Consider the following 24,316-nt stretch of genomic DNA (forward strand, 5'->3'; position numbering starts at 1 on the left):
AAGCGTACCTCTTTATTCTATCAGTCTCTGAGATGAAAGTAATAAGAAGATATCGTAACATCATCTCGAGATATGAAAGCTTTGCGTAATCGAAAGGCTGTTTGGTTATGCATTATATTCTGCCACCAATGTTTGGGTATAAATTGGGGGACCATGATCGTTAACGACCAGTTTCGGGCAGCAGCCTGTTTACTCATCAAATCGATAAATTCACTGGCCGGTCCGATAACAGAACGATAACTAGAATGGATATCTACATAACGTACACCAGGGAAAAAGCGTTTGAACTCTTCTGCAGTTTCTTTTTCTTTTTTTACGTTCGTATCAAATGAAACATGCATGCCCAAAACTTCATCCCCGATCGATTGGGCATAATCCATAGCCGAAATAGTGACCTGAGTCACATTACCCATAAAAACGATGACCATCGCTCCTTGGTAATCGCGTCGCCGTTCCTGAATATTATCAGGAATGATCTTCAATTGCCGAGCAATGCTTACATAATGGGCATGTACGGTGTAGAAAAACTTTACCAGCAAAGGCATTATGATCAAGTACGGCCAAACACTTGCGAAATGCAGGGTGAACATAGAGATGACCAAAGCCAGCGATATCAAAGCACCGACGAGATTGATCAAAGCTTTGATGATCCAATGGCCGATCTGGTTTTTCCACCAATGAATAATCATACCAGATTGGCTCAAAGTAAAGGGCACAAAAACGCCAACAGCATAAAGCGGTATCAAAGCTTCAACGTTTCCTTTAAAGACCAGCAGCAAGATCGCTGCGCCTAAAGATAGGATAACGATACCGTTGGAATAGGCTAATCGATCACCGCGGTCTTTAAAAAGATGAGGCATAAACTTATCATTGGCCATATTGAAAGCAAGCATTGGAAAGGCCGAAAATCCGGTGTTGGCCGCAACTGTTAAGATCAAAGCAGTCGATAACTGAAAAACATAAAAACCAACACCGCCTGATCCGAATATCCTAGCAGCGATTTGTGCCAAAACAGTCGTTTTCCCATCTGGAACGATCCCTAAATGATAACTGAAAAACGTTACTGAAGCGAAGAAAAATCCTAAGATCACAACTAGTATCAGCAGGGTTATCGAGGCATTTTTTTCCTTTGGCCTGATAAAATTCGGTACCGAATTAGAAATCGCTTCAACTCCGGTCAAAGAGGAAGAACCTGAAGAAAAGGCCCGCATAAAGAGGATGAAACCAATATTCGCGACTGGTGCCGCTTGTTGGGTGATGGTCGGTGCATGAAACTCTATCTGGCCCAAAGAAAGACGAATGAAACCAATGACCAGCATCACAAACATTGCAAGAACGAAAAAGTAGACTGGAACGGTCAGAAAATTAGCCGATTCACGCAAGCCTCTTAAATTCATTAGCATCAGCGCTGCAACGATCAGCAGTGAAATGAGCAGTGAAAAATGTCTTACTTCAGGAATCGCCGAAGAAATAGCATCACTAGCTGATGCGGCTGATACAGCGACCGTCAGCATGTAGTCAACTAACAGCGAACCGCCGGCTATCAGGCCGATCCAAGCACCCCAATTCTTGGATGCAACGGCATATGCTCCCCCGCCTGAGGGGTAGGCATGAATTATCATTACATATGATAACGCGATCGCGACCAATAGGACTAAAACCAAAAGAGAGATCGGGATCTGAAGCCAAAGAGCAGCAGCTCCTCCAGCCAGCAAAGCTGTAGTTATCATTTCAGTTCCATATGCAACTGAAGAGAGGGCATCAGAAGACAAAAGCGCCAAAGCTTTAAAAACATTCAAGCTTTGGTTCCCAGCGTCATTTGTTTTTAACGGTTTCCCAATTAAAACTCGTTTGAGGTATTTCCACATAACCAAACAATTATAGTATCTTTATCCTAAAATTTCATTCTTTAATTATTTTGAATAGTAATTTTTGTGATCTTTACCGGAGCTTCCGGAAGAGATTTCTCATTTTCAGCGTTAGGATTATTTTTGACAGCGGCAGAAGCTATTTTATCAACTACATCCATCCCGGAAACAACTTGGCCGAAAACAGTATAATTACCATCCAAACTTGGCGTACCGCCATTTTTATAAGCCTGATAGATTTTAGTTGGGTAGCTGCTCTTGTTAGAGATCTGTTCTCGAACATCACTGCTGCTCTGTTCGATGAAAAATTGCGAACCATTAGTTCCGGGACCGGCATTAGCCATGCCGATAGCACCGCGAATAAAATACAAGTGCGGATCGATCTCATTTTTAAAGCCAGTTCCCGGATCGATCTTTTTATCACGGTGAGCATCAGAAGCCCAGATAGATTGGCCGCCTTGACCGCTATTTTCAGGATCACCGCCCTGGATCATAAAATCTTTAACAACACGGAAAAATTCAGTGTTGTTATAGTAGCCTTCTTTAGCATGAGTCAAAAAGTTCTGAGCTGCCAAAGGAGCATATTTATTAAATATTTTTGCTGTGATCGTACCTTCCGTGGTCTCGATCGTTACTTTGCTTTCACCCTTGGAAAAATCACTCGTCAATTGCGGCAGCTGCAAACGATCGAGCTGGGAATGACTATATTTTTCGTTCAATTTAGGCTGACTGCTTGATTGTGCAGCTTGTGATTGTTTTTGCTGGGCTTGCTGCTGCTGATAGCTCCTATAAGCGATAGTGCCGATCTCAACAACGAAAAAAGCCAGAATCAAGACAGAAAATATGATGACCAGGGTTTTGTTCTTTTTTTTCATGACCATTCAACTCTAACAGTTTTAGTTGAAACTTTCATTAAATCAAGGTAAATAAAAAACCGCCGAAGCGGTTTTAAAATTTTACTTGCTGGCAGGCCTTCTCGAAGTAAGCTGAATCGTATTCCAGCCATTTCCAGTAGTCGTACCCTTATTGCCGTATGCCGCGCTATAGCCCTTAACACGATGGTTGACTGGGATCCAGTCGATCCGGTATTGCGTAGGGATAACAAAAGCACTGTTATAAACGTACTGCTGATACTTTCTAAACTGATTGCGACGATAAGAAGCACTCAAAGCTTTTTGTGAATCAATATTGTTCAACAAAGTAGTCAAACGCTTTGAGGTAAAGTGGCCAAAGTTGAATGGAGCCGACGCAGAGAAAAGATCCATCTGAGATGGTTCAGAAGATGTCTGCCAAGCACCATCAGTGAAGTCCCAATTTTGGTCTGCTGAAGGATCAGTCGTCATCTGTACCCAAGTGTTGAAGTCAGTCAGTTTGCCCTTATAAAGGCGAACACGGACACCGATCTTCTTCCATTGCTGGATATAGTTCTGAGCAACGATCTCAGAATTAGACTGGCCGGAACGTGCTAAGTAGACAAAAGACAGAGTCTTTTTGGTAGATGGATCGATACGATAAGTATGATTCTTGTTCCAACGATAACCAGCTTTCGTTAAAAGACTGTTGGCCCGCTTGAGGTTCTGGTTTTGAGAATAACCGTTAACAGAAGAATCCCAGTAGCGATCAAATACCGGCGGGATCGTAGTATTGGCCGGAACAGAAAGACCGCTATAATACTTTTTCAAAACCTGAGAAACATTTCGTGCGTAACCCATTGCCTTACGAACATTCGGATTAGAAAGCGGAGTCTTTCGATCAGTAACGTTTATTGAGCGCCTCTGATCATAATGTCCAAGATTGAAATAAAGAGCTTGGAAGTAAAGAGCTTCGCGCCCTGTCGTAGTGTAAGCCTTAACTTTACGTGCCTGAGCGTACAAATCAGAAGTCATACCGTTATAAATATCATATTGGTGCGAACGCATAGAGGCAACAGCTTTAGCTGGTGCGACGATCGTAACAGTAACGCTGTTAAGTTTTGGTCTTGCACCCCAATAATAAGGGTTGCGCTCATAAGAAATAGATTCACCGGAAACGATCCTGCGAACACGGAAAGGTCCAGTAGTGAGCGGGCGGGTGGTCGTTCTTGCATCAGAAGCTAAACGACCAGGCTGAATATTTCTCAAGTAATTATATGGTTCGGCTGATTCAAGATAATAGCCGTTGCCGGAGAAATTAAAACCAGGCTTCATTTCCTTGAACTGGATACGGAGGGTTTTCCCATTTGGGCCATCTGGATAAGTGATACCGGAAATAGTCCGAGACTTGCCGGTATGATAATCATCCATTCCAACGATATTAGATAAAGAAGAAGTCCAACGAGATGACTTATAGGCTGGATTAGCAACTAATTCATATTCGTATTCAACATCTTTAGCAGTAACTTGACTGCCGTCAGACCATCGCAGGTTATTGCGTAAAGTTATCGTAGCAGTACGGTTGCTGTTATTGAAAGAAATGTTGGCAGGACCGCCCCTTTTGATCCGGAAGTTAGAATCAGTCCAGAAAAGGCTTTCAAAAGCCGGTGCTTCGACATCTGAGTCAGTTGCTTCTTGAGAAAGCGCTTGGACCCACTGACCAACGAAAGGTGTATCAGAAATCTCAGCATATCGCAGATTGCCGCCGCTGATAGCTGAACGTGAATTATGATAAGCCGCTGGAAACGGGTTCTTGATCTTAGTAGCAGCATTAGCAGTAAATGGAACGGCTGCAGTTGCTACAGTTCCGGCAAGAGTTGCAAATGCAGCTGAACCGGCAAACCATTTTGAAACTTTTTTCATTATTCTCTCCTTGTATGTCCTTTAAAAGAATTGCCCTAATATTAAACAAATATTAAAAACATGTCAATAATGTTGTCATCTTTTGTTACAAGTCAGATCAGGCAAGAGACTGGCGCTGATCAGCTACTCGACGCAAAGTCTGGCCGATAAAGATCAAAGAAACCGACAAAAGCAGGATCAAAATAGCAGCAGGAACCCACATCCAAGGACTTTGTGTCATGACATCCGGGTCAGTAGCCTTATTGACCAAGGTTCCCAAAGAAGGGGTCGTGTATGGAAGACCATAACCCAAGTAAGAAATACCAGTTTCCAAACCGATATTGCCGGCAAAGGCCAAAGCACTTTGCGCATAAAATTGAGAACTCAAATTAGGGAATATTTGTTTCCACATGATCGAAAAAGGGCTGGAACCGCTGAGTTTGGAAGCTTTTACGTAATCCTTTTCTCGCTCAGCAAAGGTCAAAGCACGGAAAAAGCGCATCGGAGCGATCCATGAAAATATCGAAATTACCCAAACCAGAGTCCAAATGCTGTAGTTATTGACGATAGTCAAAATCGTCAATAGGATCATCAAAGTTGGGATGATAGACAAGTAATCTGTAATTCTCATCCAGATCCAATCAAAAAATCCGCCAAAATAAGCAGACATCAAACCGAGAAAAATCCCAACAGCCATAACGGCGACCGTAACAGGAATAGAAATCGACAAAGAATTACGTGCTGCAACGACCATCAAAAGAAATTCATCACGCCCGCCATCATCAGTTCCAAGAATATGCCCACTGGTAAATGGCGCTAAATTCGTATCCATTAAGTCAACGTTGCTGAAAGCCGAGCGAGGTATAAAGGCAGCCCCGATAAAAACGCCGAGCAAGATCAAAACGATAAAAATAACACTCACTGCCGCGATCTTATCTTTTTTAAATTCACGAAGAGCAGCTTTCCAAAAAGAATTAGCATGGATATCTGCAATTTTTTTATTTTTAACAACTTTAATATCTTTAGTATTTTCCATCTGTTGACCTCACTTGATCCGTACCCTTGGATCGACCCAAGAAACAAAAATATCATTAAGCATCGAACCGATCAAAGTCAGAAAACCGCTGAATAACATGATCGCATTGATGGTCGTGTAGTCACGAGTCTGAATCGATTGCACGAACAATTGTCCCATTCCGGGATAGTTGAAGATAGTTTCCAAAATAACAGCACCGGAGAAAACTGCCACCACGTCAAAGCCGAAATTAGAAGCAACAGGCAGCATTGAATTACGAAAGATATGTTTCCAAAAAACCTGCTTGGTCGGGACGCCCTTGGCCTGAGCCGTTCTAACGAAATCAGACGAACGGGCATCAAGGAGCGAGGTACGAAGAGTATTGAATAAATAAACAGTTGTAAATAATGCGACCGACACTGCCGGCAAGATCATGTGATAAAGCCGACTGAACAAAACATTTAGAAAACCGTTGGAATTAACATCCACCGAACCGGTAGTTGGGAACCAATTCAATGTAAAACCAAAGATAAACAGCATAAACAGATACATAACGAATGATGGAATGCCGCCAGTGATCGAATTATAAGTGGTCCAAAAACGGTCGCGGAAAGATCCTTCGTGCGTTGCTGAAGCAACAGCAGTTGGGATACCGATGGCGTAAGTCAAGATCAAAGTCAAGATACCCAACCAAACGGTGTTGCCTAGCCGTTGTGCTATCAAAGATGCAACTGATTTTTGCATTACGTAAGAATCACCAAAATTTCCATGAAAGATATTGCCTAACCAATGAAAATATTGAACCGGCCATGGATCGTCAAGACCAGCCTCACGTCTGAGCCTGATCAGCGTAGCCATGTCAGTATGTGCACCAAAGCGGCCGGTAAAAGGATCCCCGGGCATCATCTTGGCTAAGGCAAAAAGCAAGACTGTCATCAGCAAAAGCTGAGGGATCATCATCAAAAAACGGCGAATGATCAATTTCCACATTTTTATTTACCCCCTTTGGCTAATGCGTCTTCTTCAGCTCTGCCGGAAGCAACTCCAGATGCTTGAGCTTCTTCTTTTGTCATCGCGACTGAGTGAGTATCGCTTATTTTTCTCATTGGATAAGGACGACCATCAGCATCGTAATAATCAGCATGATGCTGCTGATATTCTTTTTCGATCTGCAAGCGATGCTCTTTATTTTCTTTTCGATGAGCAACATCCATTTGCGGAATAGCTGCAAGCAGCCGTTTTGTATAAATATGCTGGGGATCATCAAAAACATCATCACGACTGCCGATCTCGACAAAACGGCCAAGGTGCATGATAGCGATATTGTTGGTCATATGGCGAACAACACCAAGGTCATGACTGATAAATAAATAAGAAATATTAAATTCTTTTTGGATATCTTTCATAAAATTCAAGACCTGTGCCTGAACAGAAAGGTCCAAAGCGGAAACAGGTTCATCAGCAACGATCAATTTCGGATTAGTGGCAACTGCACGGGCAATACCGATACGCTGACGCTGTCCACCGGAAAACTGGAAAGGATACTGGTAAAGAGTACGCTGCGGGAGACCGACGATATCAAGCAGATCGGTAATTCGCTTTTTTTCGGCATTTTTGTCTAAGTGTTCAAAATTGCGCAACGGTTCGGCAATTATGTCATAGACAGTTTTACGAGGATTCAATGATGAGACAGAATCCTGGAAAATCATCTGAACGTCGCGGTTGTAGTTGATCTTACGCCGAACTGATGCCTTAGTAACATCCTGTCCTTTGTAAATAACTTTCCCTGAAGTCGCCTTTTCCAAACCAACGATAACAGAACCGATCGTCGTCTTCCCAGATCCGGATTCGCCTACCAGGCCGTAGGTTTCTCCTTCTTCAATAGAAAAATTAACGCCATCAACAGCATAGACATAGTCAGTGATCCGATTCCAAAAACCGGTCCTGATCGGGAAATGAACTTTAAGATCTTCGATACGCAATAGCTCGGTCATTTAGCTGTTTCTCCTTTTTCTTGAATGTCTTGACGGCCTTTTTCAACATATCCATCCTGGAATTTAAACTTTTTCCAAGCAGTACCGCGGACAAAATGACCTTTTTCGTATTCAACAGGCTGGTCTGGAACAGCCTCTTTAGCTTCTTTTTCCATCCAAGGAACTCTTTCCAAGAAAAGATCTCTAGAATGGTCCATTTCTGCTAACGATGGTACGATCCCGGGAATAACGTAAAGCTGATCGTTTAACGTATCCAAGCTTGGGTTGGCACGCAAAAGCGAACGCGTATAAGGATGCAGCGGAGTTTGAAAAATTTGCTCAACACTGCCCCTTTCAACGATCTGTCCGGCATACATTACAGCTACTGAATCAGCAGTTTGCGCAACGACACCCAGATCATGTGTAATAAGAAGAACACCAATATTTTTCTTCGCCTGGATATTTTTGATCAGATCCAATATCTGTGATTGAATGGTCACATCCAAAGCCGTTGTAGGTTCGTCGGCTATCAGCAGATCCGGTTCGTTAGCGATCGCAATTGCGATCATGACCCGCTGGCGCATTCCGCCTGAAAGCTCGTGCGGAAACTGATCAGCGACTAATTCAGGTTTTGTAATGCCGACTTCTTGAAGCAGTTCTATAGTTCGTTCCTTATGTTTTTCTTTGGGAATAATGTCGTGAACATCCATTGATTCTTCGATCTGTTCACCAATTTTCATCAAAGGGTTAAGCGCTGAAAGAGGGTCTTGGAAAATCATTCCGACCTTAGCTCCTCGCAGCTCTTCCATTTCTTTTTCAGTCGCGCCGACTATTTCATGCCCATCAAGCATGATCGAACCAGTCACATGAGACTGATTCGGATTATGTAGGCCCATCACAGCCATAGCAAAAGTAGATTTGCCAGATCCTGACTCACCCACCAAAGCTAGAACTTCTCCCGGTTTGACCGAAAGATCTACATTGTACAGAGCCGTTAGCCATTCACCGTTGATCCTAAAATCAACACCGACGTTTTTGGCATCTAACAGCTTTTTACCAATAATCATCTTTACCCCTTCTGTATCGCTTTTTAGTTAATAGTATGCATTCCTGAATATAAAAATGCAATTAAAGTCAAGTAAACAAAAACCGCCGACAATTGTCAAGCGGTTTGATAAGAAAGATAACATTATAAAAGATTTTTACTTTTGCCGGTCGTCAATACATCATTGAAGTTATCATATGATATCGAAATCATGTCTTTTAAAGCTTCTTCGGTGTAGGAACCAATGTGCGGTGTGATAAGGACTTTCGGGAAAAGTTCGACCGCTTTTTGAATGAGTTCATCCGGCAGCTTTTCATTTTGAAATTCTTTGCCAAAAATTTTACTTTCATTTTCGATCACATCAGTGGCAAAACCTTTCAGCTTGCCCTTATCGACTGCGTTTAAGATCGCCGCAACATCAGTTATTTCCGCTCTGGCCGTATTGACCAAAATGGCACCGTCTTTCATATTATTCAAATATTCATCATTGAAATAATGGTGATTAGAATTTGGGAAATAAGGTACATGCAGAGAAACGATATCAGCTTTAGCGAGAAGTTCTTTTTCGTCAACATATGTCAGATATTTTTCTGCTTCTTTTGAAGGGTAAAGATCATATCCGATCACCTTTGCATTGGCACCTTGCCAAAGCTGAGCTTCATCGCGGCCGATCCGGCCTGTACCGATGATACCAACCGTCAGATCGTGGATCTCGGTAGCGAATTCATCAGGCTGAACACGAAAATCTTTTTGAGAAGAACGATAGGCGGCTAAAGCAGTGTTTCTTTGTAGTGTCAATCCTAAAGTAAAAGCTAATTCAGCTACGGAATAGGGCGAGTAGCCGGGAACATAAGCAACCAATTGTCCGTTAGCTTTAGCTGCGGCAACATCGATATGATTGTAGCCGACCGTTCGGGTGAAAACGTATTTTATTCCCATCTCATTAAGACGATCAAGGTTTCGTTTATCAGCTAAATTATTACCGCGCAATAAGACTGCATCCGAACCGGCAGCGGTCTGAACATTATCTGCAGCTAGATTTTCGGATAAAAGATTAAGTTCAAAATCATATTTATTCAGTTTGTTAAAACTTTCGACCTCGTTGCTGCGCACACCGTAGGCAGTTATCTTAAATGACATTATTTCTCCTTATTTTTAAAAAAATTTTTGCTTAATGAAAGATACCCGTTGAACTCAAAACTTGGGCGATAATAATCCAAAAGGGCATCAAAACCGTTGCGACAACCGTCGATAGCAATGAAGCGTTGGAGGCCAAGACTGCCTGGCGATCAAAACCGATCGCATAAGTCGAAGCGACAGCAGCCGTTGGGGTCGCCATCATAATGATTATCGTTTCTAAAGCTTCAGCGCTGACTGGCAAAATGTTAGTAACGGCTAAAATAGCTAACAAAATGACGTTGATCAAGGGCACCAAAACAACTTTATTGAAAGAATAGTACCAAGAATCCCTATCAGTTGCAGCCTTGCCCAAAGAAATAGAACCCAGCGTTGAACCAATACCCAACCAAGCCAGCGGTGAAGCAAGCCCGCTCAAATAAACTAGAGGCTGGCTGATCCAAGGTGCAGTCAGATCGATCCGATAAAAAGCAACGTTAACTGCTTTACCATCAGCACCAATCGCACTAAGGTGCGGTATCCAATTTTCGTTTTGCAAAAGCCAAAGGACCAGACCGGCAAAAGTTGCCACAACGATCGGATTCAAAAACATTTGCTTTAAATTCTTGATCTCCATTTTTAAACCGGACATTTTGATATATCCATATGAATAAAGAAAGATCCTGTAACCAATATTAAAAACCGATGCATAGATGACAGCTCTGGAAGTTGGACCATAGATCCCTGCGACGATCGGAATCCCAAAAAAAGTAGTTGAACCAAAATCAGTAAGCACCCGCAAAACATCTTGCTTATCCCGACCGTACTTAAAATAAAGTAACTTGGTCGCAAAAATCAAGATTATGTAAATAACGATTCCCCAGATCAAAACATTCATGCTTTGGCGGAAGGTGGTGTAATCAATTCCCTGCATAAAGGAATTGAAAGCTAACGCGGGCAAAGCAACTGCTAAAACGACTTTAGTCAGAACTTTACCAAAATTCTCACCAAAAGTTCCGCGTTTTCTTAAGTAAAACCCCAACAGAATGATAGCGATGGTAGAAACGACCGCTCTAATAACATTCTCATTTGCAAAGGTAGAGGCAAAAGCCTTTGTAATATCCATTTTTCCCCCAATATTTGATATTTGTTAAAATATTCACACTTAACTTGTGTAATGATATCATATTGGGAATAAAAAATCAGTTCAAACCCAGACTGATTTTAAGGGCAGAAACGACCTCTTTCATATTTCGTTCTTCTAGGGTATCAACGAAGTCGTGAAGACGATGTTTGTCTATCGTACGAATCTGTTCAAGCATGATGATCGAGGATTTTTTTAATTTAGTAGCTCTTGCAGGCAGCCAAACATGTGTCGGGATACGTGTTTTTGACAGTTTTGAGGTCATTGCAGCGATTATAACTGTCGGAGAATTAAGATTGCCGGTATCGTTTTGCAAGATAAGGACAGGTCTGACCCCGCCTTGTTCAGAACCAACTACCGGCGAAAGATCAGCATAATAAATGTCTCCCCGCTCTGGAATTTTTTTCTTTACCATTGGCAGTAATCCTTTGATTAAAATTATTTATAAATACGTTTTACTCTCGGCGAAATAGCAGTTTGGATCTCATTAACGATAGTGTGAGAGTACTCAGCCGCATCGGCGACAGTTATTTCTTGATCTCCGTTTTTACCAATTATAGTAACTTCCGTATCGATAGGATATTTTTTATCAAGAAGGATCATTGTTTGATCCATAGTTATACGGCCGATCATCGACAGCCTTTTGCCTTCAATGATGACTGGTCCATCCTGCATCCTTCTCAAAAGACCATCTTCATAACCGATCGGAACAGTTGCTAAATAGCCGTCATAAGGCATAACTTCTGTAGCCCCGTAGCTTATCGGCTGGCCCTTAGCAACATAACGAACATCAGCTATCTTGGTATGTAATGAAATAACTTTTCTAATATCCAAATCCTTGGGCATCGGCAGCTGTCCGTTGCTTGGGTCATTGCCTGATATTATTTCGCCGGGACGAATAGCCGCAAAGCTTATCCGCGGATCTTCATTGTGCCAAATACATGTTGCGGAATTAGCCATACTGAATACTTCAGGGTCAAAACCTTGGTCATCAATAAGTGCATGCCAAGTATCAAGCTGTTTAGCAAAATAATCAGCTGATTTTTCCCCTGCTTCGTCGGCTGTTGCAAAATGAGTATAAACAGAAAAAAGTTCCAGGTTCAAATCACCGTCGATCAATTTTTTTGCTTCAGAGATTTGGTCATGTTTATCAAAGCCGATTCTCGTCATACCGGTATCGATCGCTAAACTTACTTTTAACTTGCCATTAAAATTCGGAATATTTTTCAGCCAGTCCAGACTTGGGATCGTAATGACGAATCCTTTATCGACAAAAAGCTGGATGTCTGCATAATCCCAAGCACCCAAAACCCAGATCGGTAGCATCGATCCGGCATTGCGTAATTCTAAAGCCTCGTCGACATTAGCAACGACAAAAGCATCGGCTGCTTTATTTTTTTCAAAAGATTCTGCCAGCCTGACTGCACCTAAGCCATAAGCATCAGCTTTTAAAACTGCATAAACTTTTTTAGCTTTAGTCCATTTTTTTATTACTTTTATATTATGTAGGGCAGCGCCGAGATCGACGCTTAGCCAAGTATTTCTATGAATTGCTGTTACCATCATTAACCTCGATCAATACCTCAGTTGCAACTAAGTCTAATTTTATCTTATGTGAGATGGAAACACGATAATTTTTCGCGTTTTTGACCATAGACTTGCCAAAAACCGAAATTTCCGGCGCACCGAACTGATTATCGATGATTTGAATATCGGTAAAAAAAGCATGCTTCGAAATACCATAACCCGTTGCCTTGGCATATGCTTCTTTAGCTGAATAGCGACCGGCTATATAAGCATAATAAGCATCCCCTTTGCGGCTTTGAAGCTGTTTTTTTTCTTTAGCGGTCAATATCCGGTCGATAAAACGTTCATGTTTTAAAACTGCTGCTTTAATATCGCTGATAGACTCTACATCAATACCGATCAGACAGCTCATGGTTCTTTAATGATTTTAAACTGGCGTTTTTTAGGCAGAGCCTTAGCTATACCGCGCGGGCGGGCCTTGATCTTTTGGTTGCGGCGGTCAGCCGGTTTATGATTGCGGTCGATAGCAAAACGATCTCTAAACCCCTTATGACTGTTGTTTCGACGACCTCTGGAATTCCTTTCGGAATGCTGGCCGCCGTCGTGATGCCGCGGAGAAGAAGAACGGCCGTGGCGTCTTGGCAAAGGACGTTCTTGTGCAATATCAACTTCCCGTGTACGCTCATCGTCTTTAGCCAGTGCATTCAAAAGAGCGGCCGCAAGTAATTTGCCATCATATTGTTGAGCGATCTCATCGGCCTCTTGTGAAACTTCATCGATACTGGTCTTATTCAAAAGATCTTCAGCCGCTGGTTTAGCATTTTTGATCCGAGCAATATGAGCTTCTTTAGCCGTAGGCGGTTTCAAAGCAGCCATGCGCTTATTGGTAAGCTTTTCAATAGCCCGCAAGTAATCGATCTCGCCGCGAACAGCAAAGGTTACCGACACACCATGGTGGCCTGCACGACCAGTTCTGCCGATCCGGTGAACGTAGGATTCAGGATCTTGCGGAATATCGTAATTATAAACATGAGTAACACCTGAAATATCAAGACCACGAGCAGCAACATCAGTAGCTACCAAAAACTGTAATTCTCCCTTTTTAAAGGAACGAAGAGTCCGCATACGAGCTGATTGATCAAGATCACCATGGATACCCGCTGCTTTATAGCCGCGTAATTGAAGTGCTTTGGTCAATTCGTCAACTCGGCGTTTAGTACGACCGAATACGATCGCTAATTCTGGTTTTTCAACGTCGAAAAGGCGGGTCATAACATCAAACTTTTCTGACTCGCGTGTGTTGACCAAATATTGATCAACAAGGTCGATCGTAAGTTCCTTAGAAGCGATATGGATCTCTTTGGGATCCTTCATGAATTTAACACCGATCCGCTTGATATTGTCCGGCATCGTTGCTGAAAAAAGCAATGTACGCCGGTTCTCCGGAGTATAACCGATGATCGTCTCAATATCTTCTAAAAAGCCCATATTAAGCATTTCATCGGCTTCATCGAGAACTAAAGTCTTAACAGCAGAAAAACTGATCGTATGCCGATTTATGTGGTCGATCAGACGGCCGGGAGTACCGACCAATATAGATGGATTTTCTTTTAAAGCCCTGATCTGGCGGCGAATATCGTAACCGCCAAAGACTACTTGTGTTTTAACACCCTTTTCAGAACCCAATCTATTGAGCTCTTCTTCAGTCTGCATTGCCAGCTCACGCGTTGGGCTGATGATAAGTGCTTGTATCTGTTTGTTTTTCGGATCGACTTCTTCGATGATCGGCAAACCAAAAGCTGCTGTTTTCCCAGTTCCGGTCTGGGCTTGGCCGATAACGTCATCGCCCTGTAAAATCAAAGGAATAGTCTGTTCCTGGATCGGTGTTGCCTGCTTATAACCGTGTTTTTTGACCGCAGACAAAACTTCTGGACTAAGTCCAAATTCTTCAAAATTCAATATTATATCTCCTAAAAATGTATAAAAATAAAAAAAGTAAACGTGCCGGCTGCAAAATCCGTTGCAGGAAAAATCAGCAAATCACTTCTAACAAGTGTAAGTGAATGAAAATTTTTTTGCAAACAAAATCAACGAAGATCTTTTTCGACCTTCTCTAAATGAATTCCATGACTAGCTTTAAGTAAAACAACATCACCTTTTGATAAGATCTTGTTAAGTTCGACCGATAGATCATCAAGAGATTGGGATGGATACCAAATACAATCGATCAGAGGAGTTAGATTCTTCATGATCGGACCAACTAAATAAATTCGATCAAACGCTGCGCCCCTCAAATAAGGTACTAATCGTTCATGCATTTTGACCTGTTGTCGGCCAAGTTCAAGCATGTCACCTAAAACGATGATCTTTTTTCCGGAAGCCGGATATGTTTTCAAAATATCGATCGCCTTGATAGCTGCTGTTGGATTTGAATTATAAACGTCAGAAATGATCGTTTCCTGATTTTTTCCTTCTAAAAGCTGTAATCTCTCAGAAGTGACTTTTAGATCGTCAAGAGCTGAGTGAATCTGCTGCTGATCAAGTCCGTAAACTTCAGCGACCGCAATCGCAGCTGCGGCATTAACTGCATTGAAGTCACCGAGCAGATGAGCAGAATAGCCTCGACCGTTGACTTCAAATTTAAGTTTATCGCTTTGTGAGAGATTTGTAACATGGTAATCGTTTCCACTTTCAAAACCAAAGGTTATTTTACGTCCCTTAAAACGATCAGCGCGTTCTCTCAATAAAGGTTCGTCGCCGTTATATACTAAAATACCATCGTCTTTAAGTCCATTGATGATCTCCATTTTAGCGTCGGCGATCTTGGCTCTGCTTTTAAAAAACTCGATGTGTGCTTCCCCGATCATAGTGATCAAGGCCAAGTCGGGTTTGACTAATTCGGATAAAGCGGTCAGCTGGCCCGGACGATCCATCCCCATCTCAGCAACGAGAAATTGACTATCTTCTGGCATATCTAAAATAGTTTTCGGCACCCCGATCTCGTTATTGCTGCTGGCAACAGTTTTGTGTACTCGATATTTTTTTTCAAGAATAGCGGCGATCATATCCTTAGTGGTCGTTTTGCCGTTGCTTCCTGTTACTGCGATCCTTTTCGGATCTACCTTTTTTAAATAATCAGCTGCCAGCTGCCAAAAAGCCAGCTGTGTATCTTTGACCAGCAAAAGCGGAATATTGCTTGGGACTTCATGATCGGCAAAACTGGCCAGGGCACCATTTTTTTCAGCAGACTCGATGAAACGATGTCCATCAACACTAGCAATAGTATAATCTGCAAACATACGATGGATATCCGGCGAGTCGTGATCAGAAATAGGCAAAAAAAGGCCGCCTTGTTTGATCTTGCGGCTATCAAAATCAACGCTGGTGATAATTATTTTTGACGCAAGATCAAAATCAGCGTGAATAATTTCAGCATCAGTGATCTTTGCGATATCTAAAAGTGTATATTTCATAAAAATGCCCTTAATAAGTATATATGACCTCGATAAATTTTAATCGAGCACATAAAAGCCATAATACATTATCATTATAGTAATAAATACTTTTAAAAAAATTGCAGCGCTTATCAACCGTCTTGGACAGCTGATTTTCCGTTAAAAAGAGGAAAAATGTTTCAAAAAATAAAAAAATTACCTAATTGGAGAAAAAATATCTACTTGTTATGGGTAGGAACTTTTATCATAGGCGTCGGTTCAGGGGAAGTATTGCCCTTTTTGAGTCTTTTTATCGAAACACTGGGGAATTATAGTCGTCAAGCGATCAATTTTTATGCCGGTGCAGCTTTCTCGTCTACTTTTTTGATGACTGCCATCGTTTCGCCGATCTGGGGAAAACTAGCCGATAGAGTCGGCCGCAAGCCAATGCTGATCAGGGCCGCCTTAGGAATGGCGATCGTTTACACTTTAACCGGCTTCTCGACTCAAGTTTGGCACATCATTGCTCTTAGAGCCTTGATGGGGCTTTTTAACGGCTACTTATCCAATGCCAATGCTTTGATCGCAAAAGATACACCAAAGGTATTTTCAGGACAAGCGTTAGGGATAGTCGTTACCGGTTATACTTCCGGTGCTTTGATCGGACCGTTGATCGGCGGATTTTTAGCCAACTCCTTTGGTTACCGAATACCCTTTTTTATAACCGGAGTTATTTATTTTCTCCTAACGGACATCACCGTATTCTTCGTAACTGAAGATAAGAGCAGTTTGGTCAGTAAAAAAGATCTGGTAAAACAAGAATCGGCCTTTAAAATGGTCAAATATCCAAAAATGATTTTTGGTCTTTTTATAACTTCAATGATCGTTAATCTGGTCACTAATTCGATCAATCCGATCCTGGCCCAATATGTCAGACAGCTAATGGAACCGCACTTAAATAATCTTTCCCTAATAGCTGGATTAGTAGCAGCAGCACCAGGGATAACTGCCGTGATATTTGCACCGCGTTTTGGACGTTTAGGCGATAAGATCGGATCAGACAAACTTGTGATCGGCGGATTTATCATCGGCATAGCAGCAATGGTGCCAATGTCTTTTGTAAGCAATGTCTGGATACTATTCTGTTTGAGATTGATGATCGGTCTGACCAACGCGACCATGAATCCCGCTATCCAAGCAATCATGGCTCGCCAAACACCTCAAGAAGCGACCGGGAGAATATTCTCTTATAATCAAAGCTTCATGGCAATGGGAAACGTATTCGGTCCATTAGTAGGATCCTTAGTCGCAAACATATTCGACTATCGCGCAGTCTTCATTGCGAGCGCTTTGATCATGTTTTTCAATCTTAGCAGTTTCTTCAATTTCTCACGTCCGCTCCGTCGTTAATTTTTTAACAAAAAGGAAACCAACGAGCTTTCATGAGATAAAATATAGAGGGAGAAAAAAATGGAAAATGCTTACAAAACAATTTTAGTTGCAACAGATGGAAGCCGACAAGCTGAAAATGCTTTCAAAAAAGCCCTTATCCTGGCATCTTTGCATGGAGTCGACACCAAGCTGATAATCGCTCATGTTATCGATACTCCTTCACTAGAATCGATGGGAGCATTTGATGACACCTTTTTACAGAAATTAACCAATGAAAGTAAAAATAGTTTGGAAGAACTGAAGCAGAGGGCTGAAAAAGCAGGGGTCAAAAATGTCGTTACCCACCTAGAATATGGTTCTCCTAAACAAGCTATTTCCTACAAAATACCAAAAGAATATGATGCAGACCTTGTCATCATCGGATCGACCGGTTTAAATAGATTCGAAAAACTGATGATCGGATCAGTGACTTCGTTCGTTGTTAGAAACGCCAAAACAGACGTTTTGGTAACGAGATAGATATTAATAAAAAAACTGTTGCAAAGTTTTTCGTAAAGGCAACAGTTTTTTTTGTAGTTAATTTTTTAATGTTAAAGCGTTGATCGAAACGATGACCGTCGAAAGAGCCATTAAGATCGCACCTGCCGCTGGTGAAAGCACGATGCCGATCGGCGCAAGCAAACCTGCCGCAAGCGGAATAGCAAATAAATTGTAGCCGGCGCCCCACCAAAGGTTTTCAGTCATTTTTCTAGAAGAGGCCTTAGCTAATTTAAAGAAATTGATGATATCCAGAGGATTTGATTTGATCAATATTACATCAGCTGAGTCGATGGCGATATCAGTACCTGCGCCAATAGCGATCCCAAGGTCAGCTCTCGTCAAGCTTGGCGCATCATTGATACCATCCCCGACCATTGCAACTTTTTTGTTATCCTTTTGGTACTGAGCAATAATATTTTCCTTATCAGCGGGCAACAATTGATAATGAAAATCATTGATACCAATGTTATCAGCCACTGAAGCAGCCGCGATCCTGCCATCACCCGTTAACATTACCGGCGATAATCCAAGCTCCTTGAGGCCTGTTACCATTTGCTTTGATTCAGGTCTGATTTTATCGCCTTGGGAAATATGACCGATCACTTTTTCATCCTCAACAATAAAACTGGTCGTAGCAGCTTGATTAAATTTAGCCAGGTCAATTTTAAAACCTTTTTCCTGTAAATATTTAGCTGAAAAAACACCGATGACATGACCGTTTATTCGGCCTTGGATACCGGAACCGGCAACATTCTGTACATTAGAAGCCTTCCACAATTGTAATTGTTTTTGCTTGGCTAAAGATACGATACTTCTTGCTAAAGGATGCTTTGAATACTGTTCGATACTAGCTGCTTTTTGCAGGATATCATCGTTGGTATATTCGTTTATTGTAAAATTACCTTCAGTCAAAGTACCTGTTTTATCAAGAGCAAGTGTATCTATTTTATTTGCTTGTTCCAAAGCGAGACGGTTGCGGACCAGCAGTCCTTGAGAAGAGGCTAGCGATGTACTGCGTGATACCACCAAGGGAATCGCTAAGCCCAAGGCATGCGGGCAGGCAATAACCAAAACTGTCACCAAACGTTCGGTGGCTGTGCTTAGATCACCGGTCAACAGATACCAAATAACAAAAGACAAGATTCCAGCTATCAAAGCAATGTAAAAAAGCCAGCCGGCAACAGTATCAGCTCGGGACTCAGCTCTCGAACGCTGTGACTGAGTTTTTTTGATCATATCCAAAACTTGCGCAACAAATCCAGTGTCGCTAGTATTAGCGACCTTTATAAGCAAAGTACCATCGTTATTTTGGGAACCGCCGATAACCGTATCGCCTTTTGCTTTTGAGATCGGCTTTGATTCACCGGTCACCATCGATTCGTTAACAGTTGAATTACCGGAAATTACCGTTCCATCAGCAGGTATTCGATCACCGGCCGCTACTTGTAAAGACTGGCCCTTTTCAAGGTCTTTAACATCAACAGTCTTTTTACTGCCGTCGCTTAAAACCAACATAGCTTTTTCCGGCAATAGAGAAGCAATTTTTTTTAACGAATCTCCAGCAGCTTGTGTCGATTTTTGTTCGATCCAGTGACCCAGCAGCATGATATCTACCAAAGTTACTAATTCCCACCAAAAATCCATAGTTGGTGCCGACGGATCAAAAACTGATAAAAGCAATCCATACAGGCTATACAAATAAGCAACCGCTACCGCCAAAGCGATCAAACTCATCATGGCTGGTTTTCTCATCTGTATTTCCATTCTGGCATGCTCGAAAAAAATACCAGCACCAAAAAAGGTTATCAAACTGGCAAAAATAGCCGTTACCCATTCTGATCCGGGAAAAGTAATAAAGGGACCGAATAATCCCATAAAAGAAGACAACAACAGAACCGGCAGCGACAGCACAAGTGAAAACCAAAATCGTCCTTGAAAATCGGCATCCATCATCATTTGCTGATGATCCATTTTCGCCATCTTGCCCATATCGTGATGATCCATATGCATATTTTTATGATCATGGCCAATATCCATATCCATATCCATATCCATATCCATATGTTGATGATGATCCATGTGCTCGTGGTTCATATCCATGTGCTGATGATCCATTTTCGCCATCTTGCCCATATCGTGATGATCCATATGCATATTTTTATGATCATGGCCCATATCCATATTCATATGTTCGTGATTCATATCCATGTGCTCGTGATTCATATCCATCTGCATATGCTGATGGTCAGCATTTGAAATCTTGTTATTATTTTTTGTTTTTTTGTCCATGTCCATTAGCACTTTCCTTTCATTCCTTTAGGCAGACAATCACAAGCAATCATTTTAGGAGCATCGGCCTTCTTTTCTTCCAATAAACGTTCCAGTTTAGAAATATCATCGATCGATAATGGATGGTTCTTGATGACAGAAGCCAAGGTATCACCGACGTGCATTGCACAAATCGAATCAAAAAGCTGCTCAGCCGATTCAAACATAGCGGTCGTTTCGGGAATCAAAGCCTTGTACACCCTCCCTCGAGATGCACCATCATCTTTTAAAAAAGATTTTTTTTCAAGGCGCTTCATTAATGTTTTAGTTGTTGAAGGGCTCCAAGAAAATTTTTGGTCCATGATCGAAACAAGTTCTTGGCTGTTAACGCCTCCAAGTGTCCAAACGATCCGCATGACCTGCCATTCAGCAGGTGAAATAGTTTCTTTTCTTTTATCTACATTTGTCATCTATAATTAAGTTTACACTTGTAAACAAAAAAAGCAATAAAAAAACACTTTCTTAATTGAAAGTGTTTTTAAAAATCAGCCTTTATGGCTTTGAATCTCTTTTTTAGCGTCTGCACTAAGATTATAGAAGGAATTTATTCCCTTGTAGGTAGAAACTCCCTTTGGTTCGTCTCGGTTCAACTCGTCTTCAATTCTAAGCAATTGGTTATACTTTGCGATTCTATCAGTTCTGCTCATAGAGCCTGTCTTGATTTGACCAGCGTTAGTAGCAACGACTAAGTCGGCGATCGTAGTATCTTCAGTTTCACCTGAACGATGAGAAACGATAGCAGTGTAACCAGCTTCCTTTGCCATTTCAATGGCTTCAAAAGTCTCTGTTAAGGTACCGATCTGGTTAAGCTTGATCAAAATAGCATTAGCAGCGCCTTCTTCGATACCGCGCTTGAGGTATTCAGTATTAGTAACGAAGAAATCATCACCAACGATCTGAACTTTCTTGCCCAATTCTTTAGTGACAGCTGACCAGTCGCCCCACTCATTTTCATCGATTGGATCTTCGACAGAAACGATAGGATATTTATCAACAAGGCTTTCGATATATTTAACGAATTCTGCAGTGGTAAATTCTTCACCAGTAGACCAGCGAAGCTTGTACTTTTTGCTCTCAGCATCATATAATTCTGAAGCAGCGACATCGGTTGCCAAAGCAACATCTTCACCAGGTTTGTATCCGGCAGCCTCGATAGCTTTTACCAAATACTGAAGCGGTTCTTCGTTGTTGGCAAAATCAGGAGCAAAACCACCCTCATCGCCAACACCAGTATTTTTACCATCAGCTTCCAATAATTTCTTCAAATTATGGAAGGTCTCAGAGCCCATACGTACGGCTTCTTTGATGGACTTTGCGCCAACTGGCATGATCATGAATTCCTGGAAGTCAACTTTGTTATCAGAGTGTGCACCACCATTAATAACGTTCATCATAGGTGTAGGCAAAACATAAGAATTAGGTCCGCCTAAATACTGATACAAAGGAAGACCGGCTTCTTCAGCAGCAGCACGAGCAGCAGCTATAGAAACAGCCAAAATAGCATTAGCACCTAAACGAGCTTTGTTAGGGGTACCATCCAAGGCGATCAAGGCCAAATCGATCCCGCGCTGATCTGCAGCATCGAACTTGCCGATCAAAGCCTTAGCGATCTCTCCGTTAACATTAGCAACAGCTTTAGTAACACCTTTTCCTAAATAACGGCTCTTATCGCCATCACGGAGTTCAACGGCTTCATGTTCACCGGTAGATGCTCCTGATGGAACGATACCGCGGCCGAAAAATCCGTCTTCGGTATAAACTTCAGCTTCAACGGTTGGATTTCCACGTGAATCTAGGACTTCTCGTCCATAAACACTTGCAATTAATGACATTTATTTTCCTCCATCAACACTAATAATTCTATCAGACCTGACCCGATTAGAAATAAATAATGTAAATAAAAACACAATCTTATCCAAAATAAATGACACCAAAGCCTGATCTAATCCGGGATCAAAGAATGAATACGCATAAAAAAAGATCATGATTTTCCGTAACGAAAACCACGGCCCATGAGCGAGCGGACTGATTTTTATCTCATTTATATAGAGAAAATATAAAATCAGTATTTTTCAGAGAATTTTTGTCCCTCTAACGGAGTGCCTTTAGTATTAGCCAGATCAGATTCTTGTCTAGTCGGGCTTTGATAAACCTTAGCTCCTTTAGGCAAAATAACTAATTCAGTTTCCGGATCAAAGAAATGCGCATTTGGGATCTGGAAAGTCAGATCTGCATAATCGCCGGTCTGATCTTTTTCTCTTGCACCGACTCTCGCAACGAATTGCTGTCCGTCAAGCTGAAAATAATACATAGTTTCAGCACCAAGTGGCTCCACAAGGTCCAACTTTACATGAACTGTATCACCGGGATAAGTTTCTTTAGCGATCGGTTCGGTATGGATATCTTCTGGGCGAATACCAAAAATCAAATCTTTGCCATCATAGCCGGCTTCCTTTAAAAACTTGGAAGTTCCTTTAGGTATACTTAGTTTGATTTGCCCATCTCTGGATACTAAGGTGTCGTTATCTAAACGAAGATTCAAAAAATTCATGGAAGGAGATCCCATAAAACCGGCCACGAATTTATTACCAGGATTGTTATACAGTTCTTCCGGCGAACCGTCTTGCTGGATAACACCGTGATCGATCAAAACGATCCGGTCAGCCATCGTCATAGCTTCGATCTGATCATGAGTAACATAAATAAAGTTGTTGCCAAGGTCTTGGTGCAGCTTAGCGATCGTCGAACGCATCTCAACTCTTAATTTCGCATCCAAATTAGAAAGCGGCTCATCTAAAAGCATCACTTTAGCATCACGAACCATCGCTCGTCCCAAAGCAACACGCTGACGCTGCCCGCCGGAAAGATTAGCCGGTTTGCGATCCAAAAAATCAGTCAAACCTAATTGATCAGCGGCTTTGTCTACAGCAGCTTTGATTTTGTCCTTCGGCTCTTTTCTGAGTTTTAGACCAAAAGCCATATTTTCAAAGACCGTCATGTGAGGATACAGAGCGTAATTTTGGAAGACCATTGCGATATCCCTGTTTTTCGGCTCAACGTCATTCATCACGCGGTCATCCATTTTAAATTGACCCGAAGTTATATCCTCGAGGCCAGCGATCATTCGAAGGACAGTCGATTTTCCGGAACCTGAAGGGCCGATGAAAACGGTAAATTCGCCATCATTGATTTTCAGGCTATAATCAGGAACGGCCGCAATGACCTGCCCCGGGTAAACCTTTCTTATATGTTCTAAAGACATTTCAACCATTGTATCTCCTCGGGGAAGACCAAATTTGCCAGCTGCATCACCGCTTGGCAGCTTCCCATTCATCTCAGAGTAATGTTCACAAACGAATTATTGTTGAACAAATCAAGTATACAAAAGAAATAACATAATGTAAACGCTTTCATAAAATTAAAGAAAAGTCATTTACTCGAACTTGCTTCAACACTATAAGCGTGGATTATTTTGACTAGTTCCCAAAAACTTTGAAAATCAAGTGATGCCTTGCCCACCAAAACACCGTCGATATCAGTTTGTTTGATCAATCCAGCAAGATTTTGGCGATTAACAGAACCGCCATAAAGGATTCGTGTTGCTTGAGAAATTTCTGGACCGTACATCTTTCTTAAAGTCTTGCGGATCTGAGCAGCGACTTCTTCAGCTCCCTTTGTACTTGCTGACATACCTGTGCCTATAGCAAATGTCGGCTCAAAACCAATGATTATTTTTTCCATTTGACTAGGTCCGACACCTTCGAGAACTGATTGAACTTGCTCTAATTCCTCAACATCGACGATAACGTTCATATCATTATTCAAAGCACGACGAACCTTCAAATTGACCGTGGAATTAGTTTCATTAAAAAGTTCGCGTCGTTCAAAATGGCCCAGCATTACATAATCAACACCAATATTGTCCAAAGCTTTGGGCGATGTTTCGCCAGTAAAGGCGCCGAAATTTTCCCAATGAGCATTTTGTGCAATGATACGGACAGGACTTTGACTGGTCAATTTTACAAGATCAGATAAGAAAATGTCCTGTGCTGCGACTCCAACTTCAACAGTAGTTTTATTTCCAACTTTTTTTACCAAGTCATTAACGTAATCGACAGCTTGATCAAGCAAGAAATTCATTTTCCAGTTTGCAATAATGATTTTTTTTCTCATGGTTCTAA

The 24,316-nt window shown here is 41.7% G+C and carries 21 protein-coding genes; 2 read left to right on the forward strand and 19 right to left on the reverse strand.

Features of this window, described 5'->3' with window-relative positions:
• Positions 1-20: 20 nt before the first annotated feature.
• The 14 genes from ACKP2L_RS07695 to ACKP2L_RS07760 form a co-directional block, all read right to left on the reverse strand.
• Positions 21-1,868, reverse strand: a complete 1,848-nt coding sequence (locus ACKP2L_RS07695) for an APC family permease (protein ID WP_439426231.1) — start codon at positions 1,866-1,868, stop codon at positions 21-23.
• Between the two features lie 41 nt (positions 1,869-1,909).
• Positions 1,910-2,743 (reverse strand): peptidylprolyl isomerase, encoded by an 834-nt coding sequence (locus tag ACKP2L_RS07700; protein WP_439425272.1) that lies wholly within the window; start codon positions 2,741-2,743, stop codon positions 1,910-1,912.
• Between the two features lie 81 nt (positions 2,744-2,824).
• The gene (locus ACKP2L_RS07705) at positions 2,825-4,642 is read right to left on the reverse strand and encodes an oligopeptide ABC transporter substrate-binding protein (RefSeq protein WP_439425273.1); all 1,818 of its coding nucleotides are present in this window, start codon (positions 4,640-4,642) and stop codon (positions 2,825-2,827) included.
• Positions 4,643-4,739: 97 nt separating this feature from the next.
• Positions 4,740-5,657 (reverse strand): ABC transporter permease, encoded by a 918-nt coding sequence (locus ACKP2L_RS07710; protein ID WP_439425274.1) that lies wholly within the window; start codon positions 5,655-5,657, stop codon positions 4,740-4,742.
• A gap of 9 nt (positions 5,658-5,666) precedes the next feature.
• Positions 5,667-6,626 carry an ABC transporter permease gene (locus ACKP2L_RS07715; RefSeq protein WP_439425275.1) on the reverse strand — a complete coding sequence of 320 codons (960 nt, stop codon included), beginning with the start codon at positions 6,624-6,626 and terminating at the stop codon, positions 5,667-5,669.
• A gap of 2 nt (positions 6,627-6,628) precedes the next feature.
• Positions 6,629-7,630, reverse strand: a complete 1,002-nt coding sequence (locus ACKP2L_RS07720) for an ABC transporter ATP-binding protein (RefSeq protein WP_439425276.1) — start codon at positions 7,628-7,630, stop codon at positions 6,629-6,631.
• Positions 7,627-8,673 (reverse strand): ABC transporter ATP-binding protein, encoded by a 1,047-nt coding sequence (locus ACKP2L_RS07725; protein WP_439426232.1) that lies wholly within the window; start codon positions 8,671-8,673, stop codon positions 7,627-7,629. The genes ACKP2L_RS07720 and ACKP2L_RS07725 overlap by 4 nt, the downstream gene beginning before the upstream one ends.
• A 125-nt stretch (positions 8,674-8,798) precedes the next feature.
• Positions 8,799-9,794 carry an NAD(P)-dependent oxidoreductase gene (locus ACKP2L_RS07730; RefSeq protein WP_439425277.1) on the reverse strand — a complete coding sequence of 332 codons (996 nt, stop codon included), beginning with the start codon at positions 9,792-9,794 and terminating at the stop codon, positions 8,799-8,801.
• A gap of 31 nt (positions 9,795-9,825) precedes the next feature.
• Positions 9,826-10,896 carry an AEC family transporter gene (locus tag ACKP2L_RS07735; protein WP_439425278.1) on the reverse strand — a complete coding sequence of 357 codons (1,071 nt, stop codon included), beginning with the start codon at positions 10,894-10,896 and terminating at the stop codon, positions 9,826-9,828.
• A 76-nt stretch (positions 10,897-10,972) separates the two neighbouring features.
• Complete coding sequence (locus ACKP2L_RS07740; RefSeq protein WP_439425279.1) at positions 10,973-11,329, reverse strand: type II toxin-antitoxin system PemK/MazF family toxin; 357 nt, start codon at positions 11,327-11,329, stop codon at positions 10,973-10,975.
• A gap of 23 nt (positions 11,330-11,352) precedes the next feature.
• Complete coding sequence (alr, locus tag ACKP2L_RS07745; RefSeq protein WP_439425280.1) at positions 11,353-12,480, reverse strand: alanine racemase; 1,128 nt, start codon at positions 12,478-12,480, stop codon at positions 11,353-11,355.
• Positions 12,458-12,853, reverse strand: coding sequence for a holo-ACP synthase (gene acpS / locus ACKP2L_RS07750; RefSeq protein WP_439425281.1), 396 nt, complete (start codon positions 12,851-12,853; stop codon positions 12,458-12,460). The genes alr and acpS overlap by 23 nt, the downstream gene beginning before the upstream one ends.
• The gene (locus ACKP2L_RS07755; protein WP_439425282.1) at positions 12,850-14,400 is read right to left on the reverse strand and encodes a DEAD/DEAH box helicase; all 1,551 of its coding nucleotides are present in this window, start codon (positions 14,398-14,400) and stop codon (positions 12,850-12,852) included. The genes acpS and ACKP2L_RS07755 overlap by 4 nt, the downstream gene beginning before the upstream one ends.
• A gap of 128 nt (positions 14,401-14,528) precedes the next feature.
• A complete protein-coding gene (locus tag ACKP2L_RS07760) occupies positions 14,529-15,914 on the reverse strand; it encodes a UDP-N-acetylmuramoyl-tripeptide--D-alanyl-D-alanine ligase (RefSeq protein ID WP_439425283.1) in 1,386 nt (461 codons plus the stop codon).
• A gap of 156 nt (positions 15,915-16,070) precedes the next feature.
• Here ACKP2L_RS07760 and ACKP2L_RS07765 point away from each other — a divergent pair, with 156 nt between their 5' ends.
• Both ACKP2L_RS07765 and ACKP2L_RS07770 read left to right on the forward strand, forming a co-directional pair.
• The gene (locus ACKP2L_RS07765; RefSeq protein WP_439425284.1) at positions 16,071-17,285 is read left to right on the forward strand and encodes an MFS transporter; all 1,215 of its coding nucleotides are present in this window, start codon (positions 16,071-16,073) and stop codon (positions 17,283-17,285) included.
• Positions 17,286-17,345: 60 nt separating this feature from the next.
• Positions 17,346-17,786, forward strand: coding sequence for a universal stress protein (locus tag ACKP2L_RS07770; protein ID WP_439425285.1), 441 nt, complete (start codon positions 17,346-17,348; stop codon positions 17,784-17,786).
• 57 nt (positions 17,787-17,843) lie between these two features.
• Here the strand turns inward: ACKP2L_RS07770 and ACKP2L_RS07775 are convergent, their stop codons facing one another.
• The 5 genes from ACKP2L_RS07775 to tpiA all read right to left on the reverse strand — a co-directional run bounded on the left by ACKP2L_RS07775 (position 17,844) and on the right by tpiA (position 24,308).
• Entirely contained in the window at positions 17,844-19,922 is a 2,079-nt protein-coding gene (locus ACKP2L_RS07775) for a copper-translocating P-type ATPase (protein WP_439426233.1), read from the reverse strand.
• Positions 19,923-20,101: 179 nt separating this feature from the next.
• Positions 20,102-20,545, reverse strand: coding sequence for a CopY/TcrY family copper transport repressor (locus tag ACKP2L_RS07780; RefSeq protein WP_439425286.1), 444 nt, complete (start codon positions 20,543-20,545; stop codon positions 20,102-20,104).
• A 75-nt stretch (positions 20,546-20,620) separates the two neighbouring features.
• Positions 20,621-21,967 (reverse strand): phosphopyruvate hydratase, encoded by a 1,347-nt coding sequence (eno, locus tag ACKP2L_RS07785; RefSeq protein WP_439425287.1) that lies wholly within the window; start codon positions 21,965-21,967, stop codon positions 20,621-20,623.
• Between the two features lie 230 nt (positions 21,968-22,197).
• On the reverse strand, positions 22,198-23,406 hold the full coding sequence (locus ACKP2L_RS07790) for an ABC transporter ATP-binding protein (RefSeq protein WP_439425288.1): 1,209 nt from the start codon (positions 23,404-23,406) through the stop codon (positions 22,198-22,200).
• A 158-nt stretch (positions 23,407-23,564) separates the two neighbouring features.
• Positions 23,565-24,308: a triose-phosphate isomerase gene (gene tpiA / locus ACKP2L_RS07795; RefSeq protein ID WP_439425289.1), complete on the reverse strand. Its 744-nt coding sequence runs from the start codon at positions 24,306-24,308 to the stop codon at positions 23,565-23,567.
• Positions 24,309-24,316: the final 8 nt, after the last annotated feature.

It is taken from the genome of Oenococcus alcoholitolerans, from assembly GCF_051852995.1.
Classification (GTDB): Bacteria; Bacillota; Bacilli; order Lactobacillales; family Lactobacillaceae; genus Oenococcus; species Oenococcus alcoholitolerans.

Bases quoted from the DNA above. Each gene is read 5' to 3' on its own strand.
- ACKP2L_RS07695 (WP_439426231.1), bottom strand. From the start codon at position 1,868: ATGTGGAAATACCTCAAACGAGTTTTAATTGGGAAACCGTTAAAAACA.
- ACKP2L_RS07700 (WP_439425272.1), bottom strand. From the start codon at position 2,743: ATGAAAAAAAAGAACAAAACCCTGGTCATCATATTTTCTGTCTTGATT.
- ACKP2L_RS07705 (WP_439425273.1), bottom strand. From the start codon at position 4,642: ATGAAAAAAGTTTCAAAATGGTTTGCCGGTTCAGCTGCATTTGCAACT.
- ACKP2L_RS07710 (WP_439425274.1), bottom strand. From the start codon at position 5,657: ATGGAAAATACTAAAGATATTAAAGTTGTTAAAAATAAAAAAATTGCA.
- ACKP2L_RS07715 (WP_439425275.1), bottom strand. From the start codon at position 6,626: ATGTGGAAATTGATCATTCGCCGTTTTTTGATGATGATCCCTCAGCTT.
- ACKP2L_RS07720 (WP_439425276.1), bottom strand. From the start codon at position 7,630: ATGACCGAGCTATTGCGTATCGAAGATCTTAAAGTTCATTTCCCGATC.
- ACKP2L_RS07730 (WP_439425277.1), bottom strand. From the start codon at position 9,794: ATGTCATTTAAGATAACTGCCTACGGTGTGCGCAGCAACGAGGTCGAA.
- ACKP2L_RS07735 (WP_439425278.1), bottom strand. From the start codon at position 10,896: ATGGATATTACAAAGGCTTTTGCCTCTACCTTTGCAAATGAGAATGTT.
- ACKP2L_RS07740 (WP_439425279.1), bottom strand. From the start codon at position 11,329: ATGGTAAAGAAAAAAATTCCAGAGCGGGGAGACATTTATTATGCTGAT.
- alr (WP_439425280.1), bottom strand. From the start codon at position 12,480: ATGATGGTAACAGCAATTCATAGAAATACTTGGCTAAGCGTCGATCTC.
- acpS (WP_439425281.1), bottom strand. From the start codon at position 12,853: ATGAGCTGTCTGATCGGTATTGATGTAGAGTCTATCAGCGATATTAAA.
- ACKP2L_RS07760 (WP_439425283.1), bottom strand. From the start codon at position 15,914: ATGAAATATACACTTTTAGATATCGCAAAGATCACTGATGCTGAAATT.
- ACKP2L_RS07765 (WP_439425284.1), top strand. From the start codon at position 16,071: ATGTTTCAAAAAATAAAAAAATTACCTAATTGGAGAAAAAATATCTAC.
- ACKP2L_RS07770 (WP_439425285.1), top strand. From the start codon at position 17,346: ATGGAAAATGCTTACAAAACAATTTTAGTTGCAACAGATGGAAGCCGA.
- ACKP2L_RS07775 (WP_439426233.1), bottom strand. From the start codon at position 19,922: ATGGATCATCAGCACATGGATATGAACCACGAGCACATGGATCATCAT.
- ACKP2L_RS07780 (WP_439425286.1), bottom strand. From the start codon at position 20,545: ATGACAAATGTAGATAAAAGAAAAGAAACTATTTCACCTGCTGAATGG.
- eno (WP_439425287.1), bottom strand. From the start codon at position 21,967: ATGTCATTAATTGCAAGTGTTTATGGACGAGAAGTCCTAGATTCACGT.
- ACKP2L_RS07790 (WP_439425288.1), bottom strand. From the start codon at position 23,406: ATGGTTGAAATGTCTTTAGAACATATAAGAAAGGTTTACCCGGGGCAG.
- tpiA (WP_439425289.1), bottom strand. From the start codon at position 24,308: ATGAGAAAAAAAATCATTATTGCAAACTGGAAAATGAATTTCTTGCTT.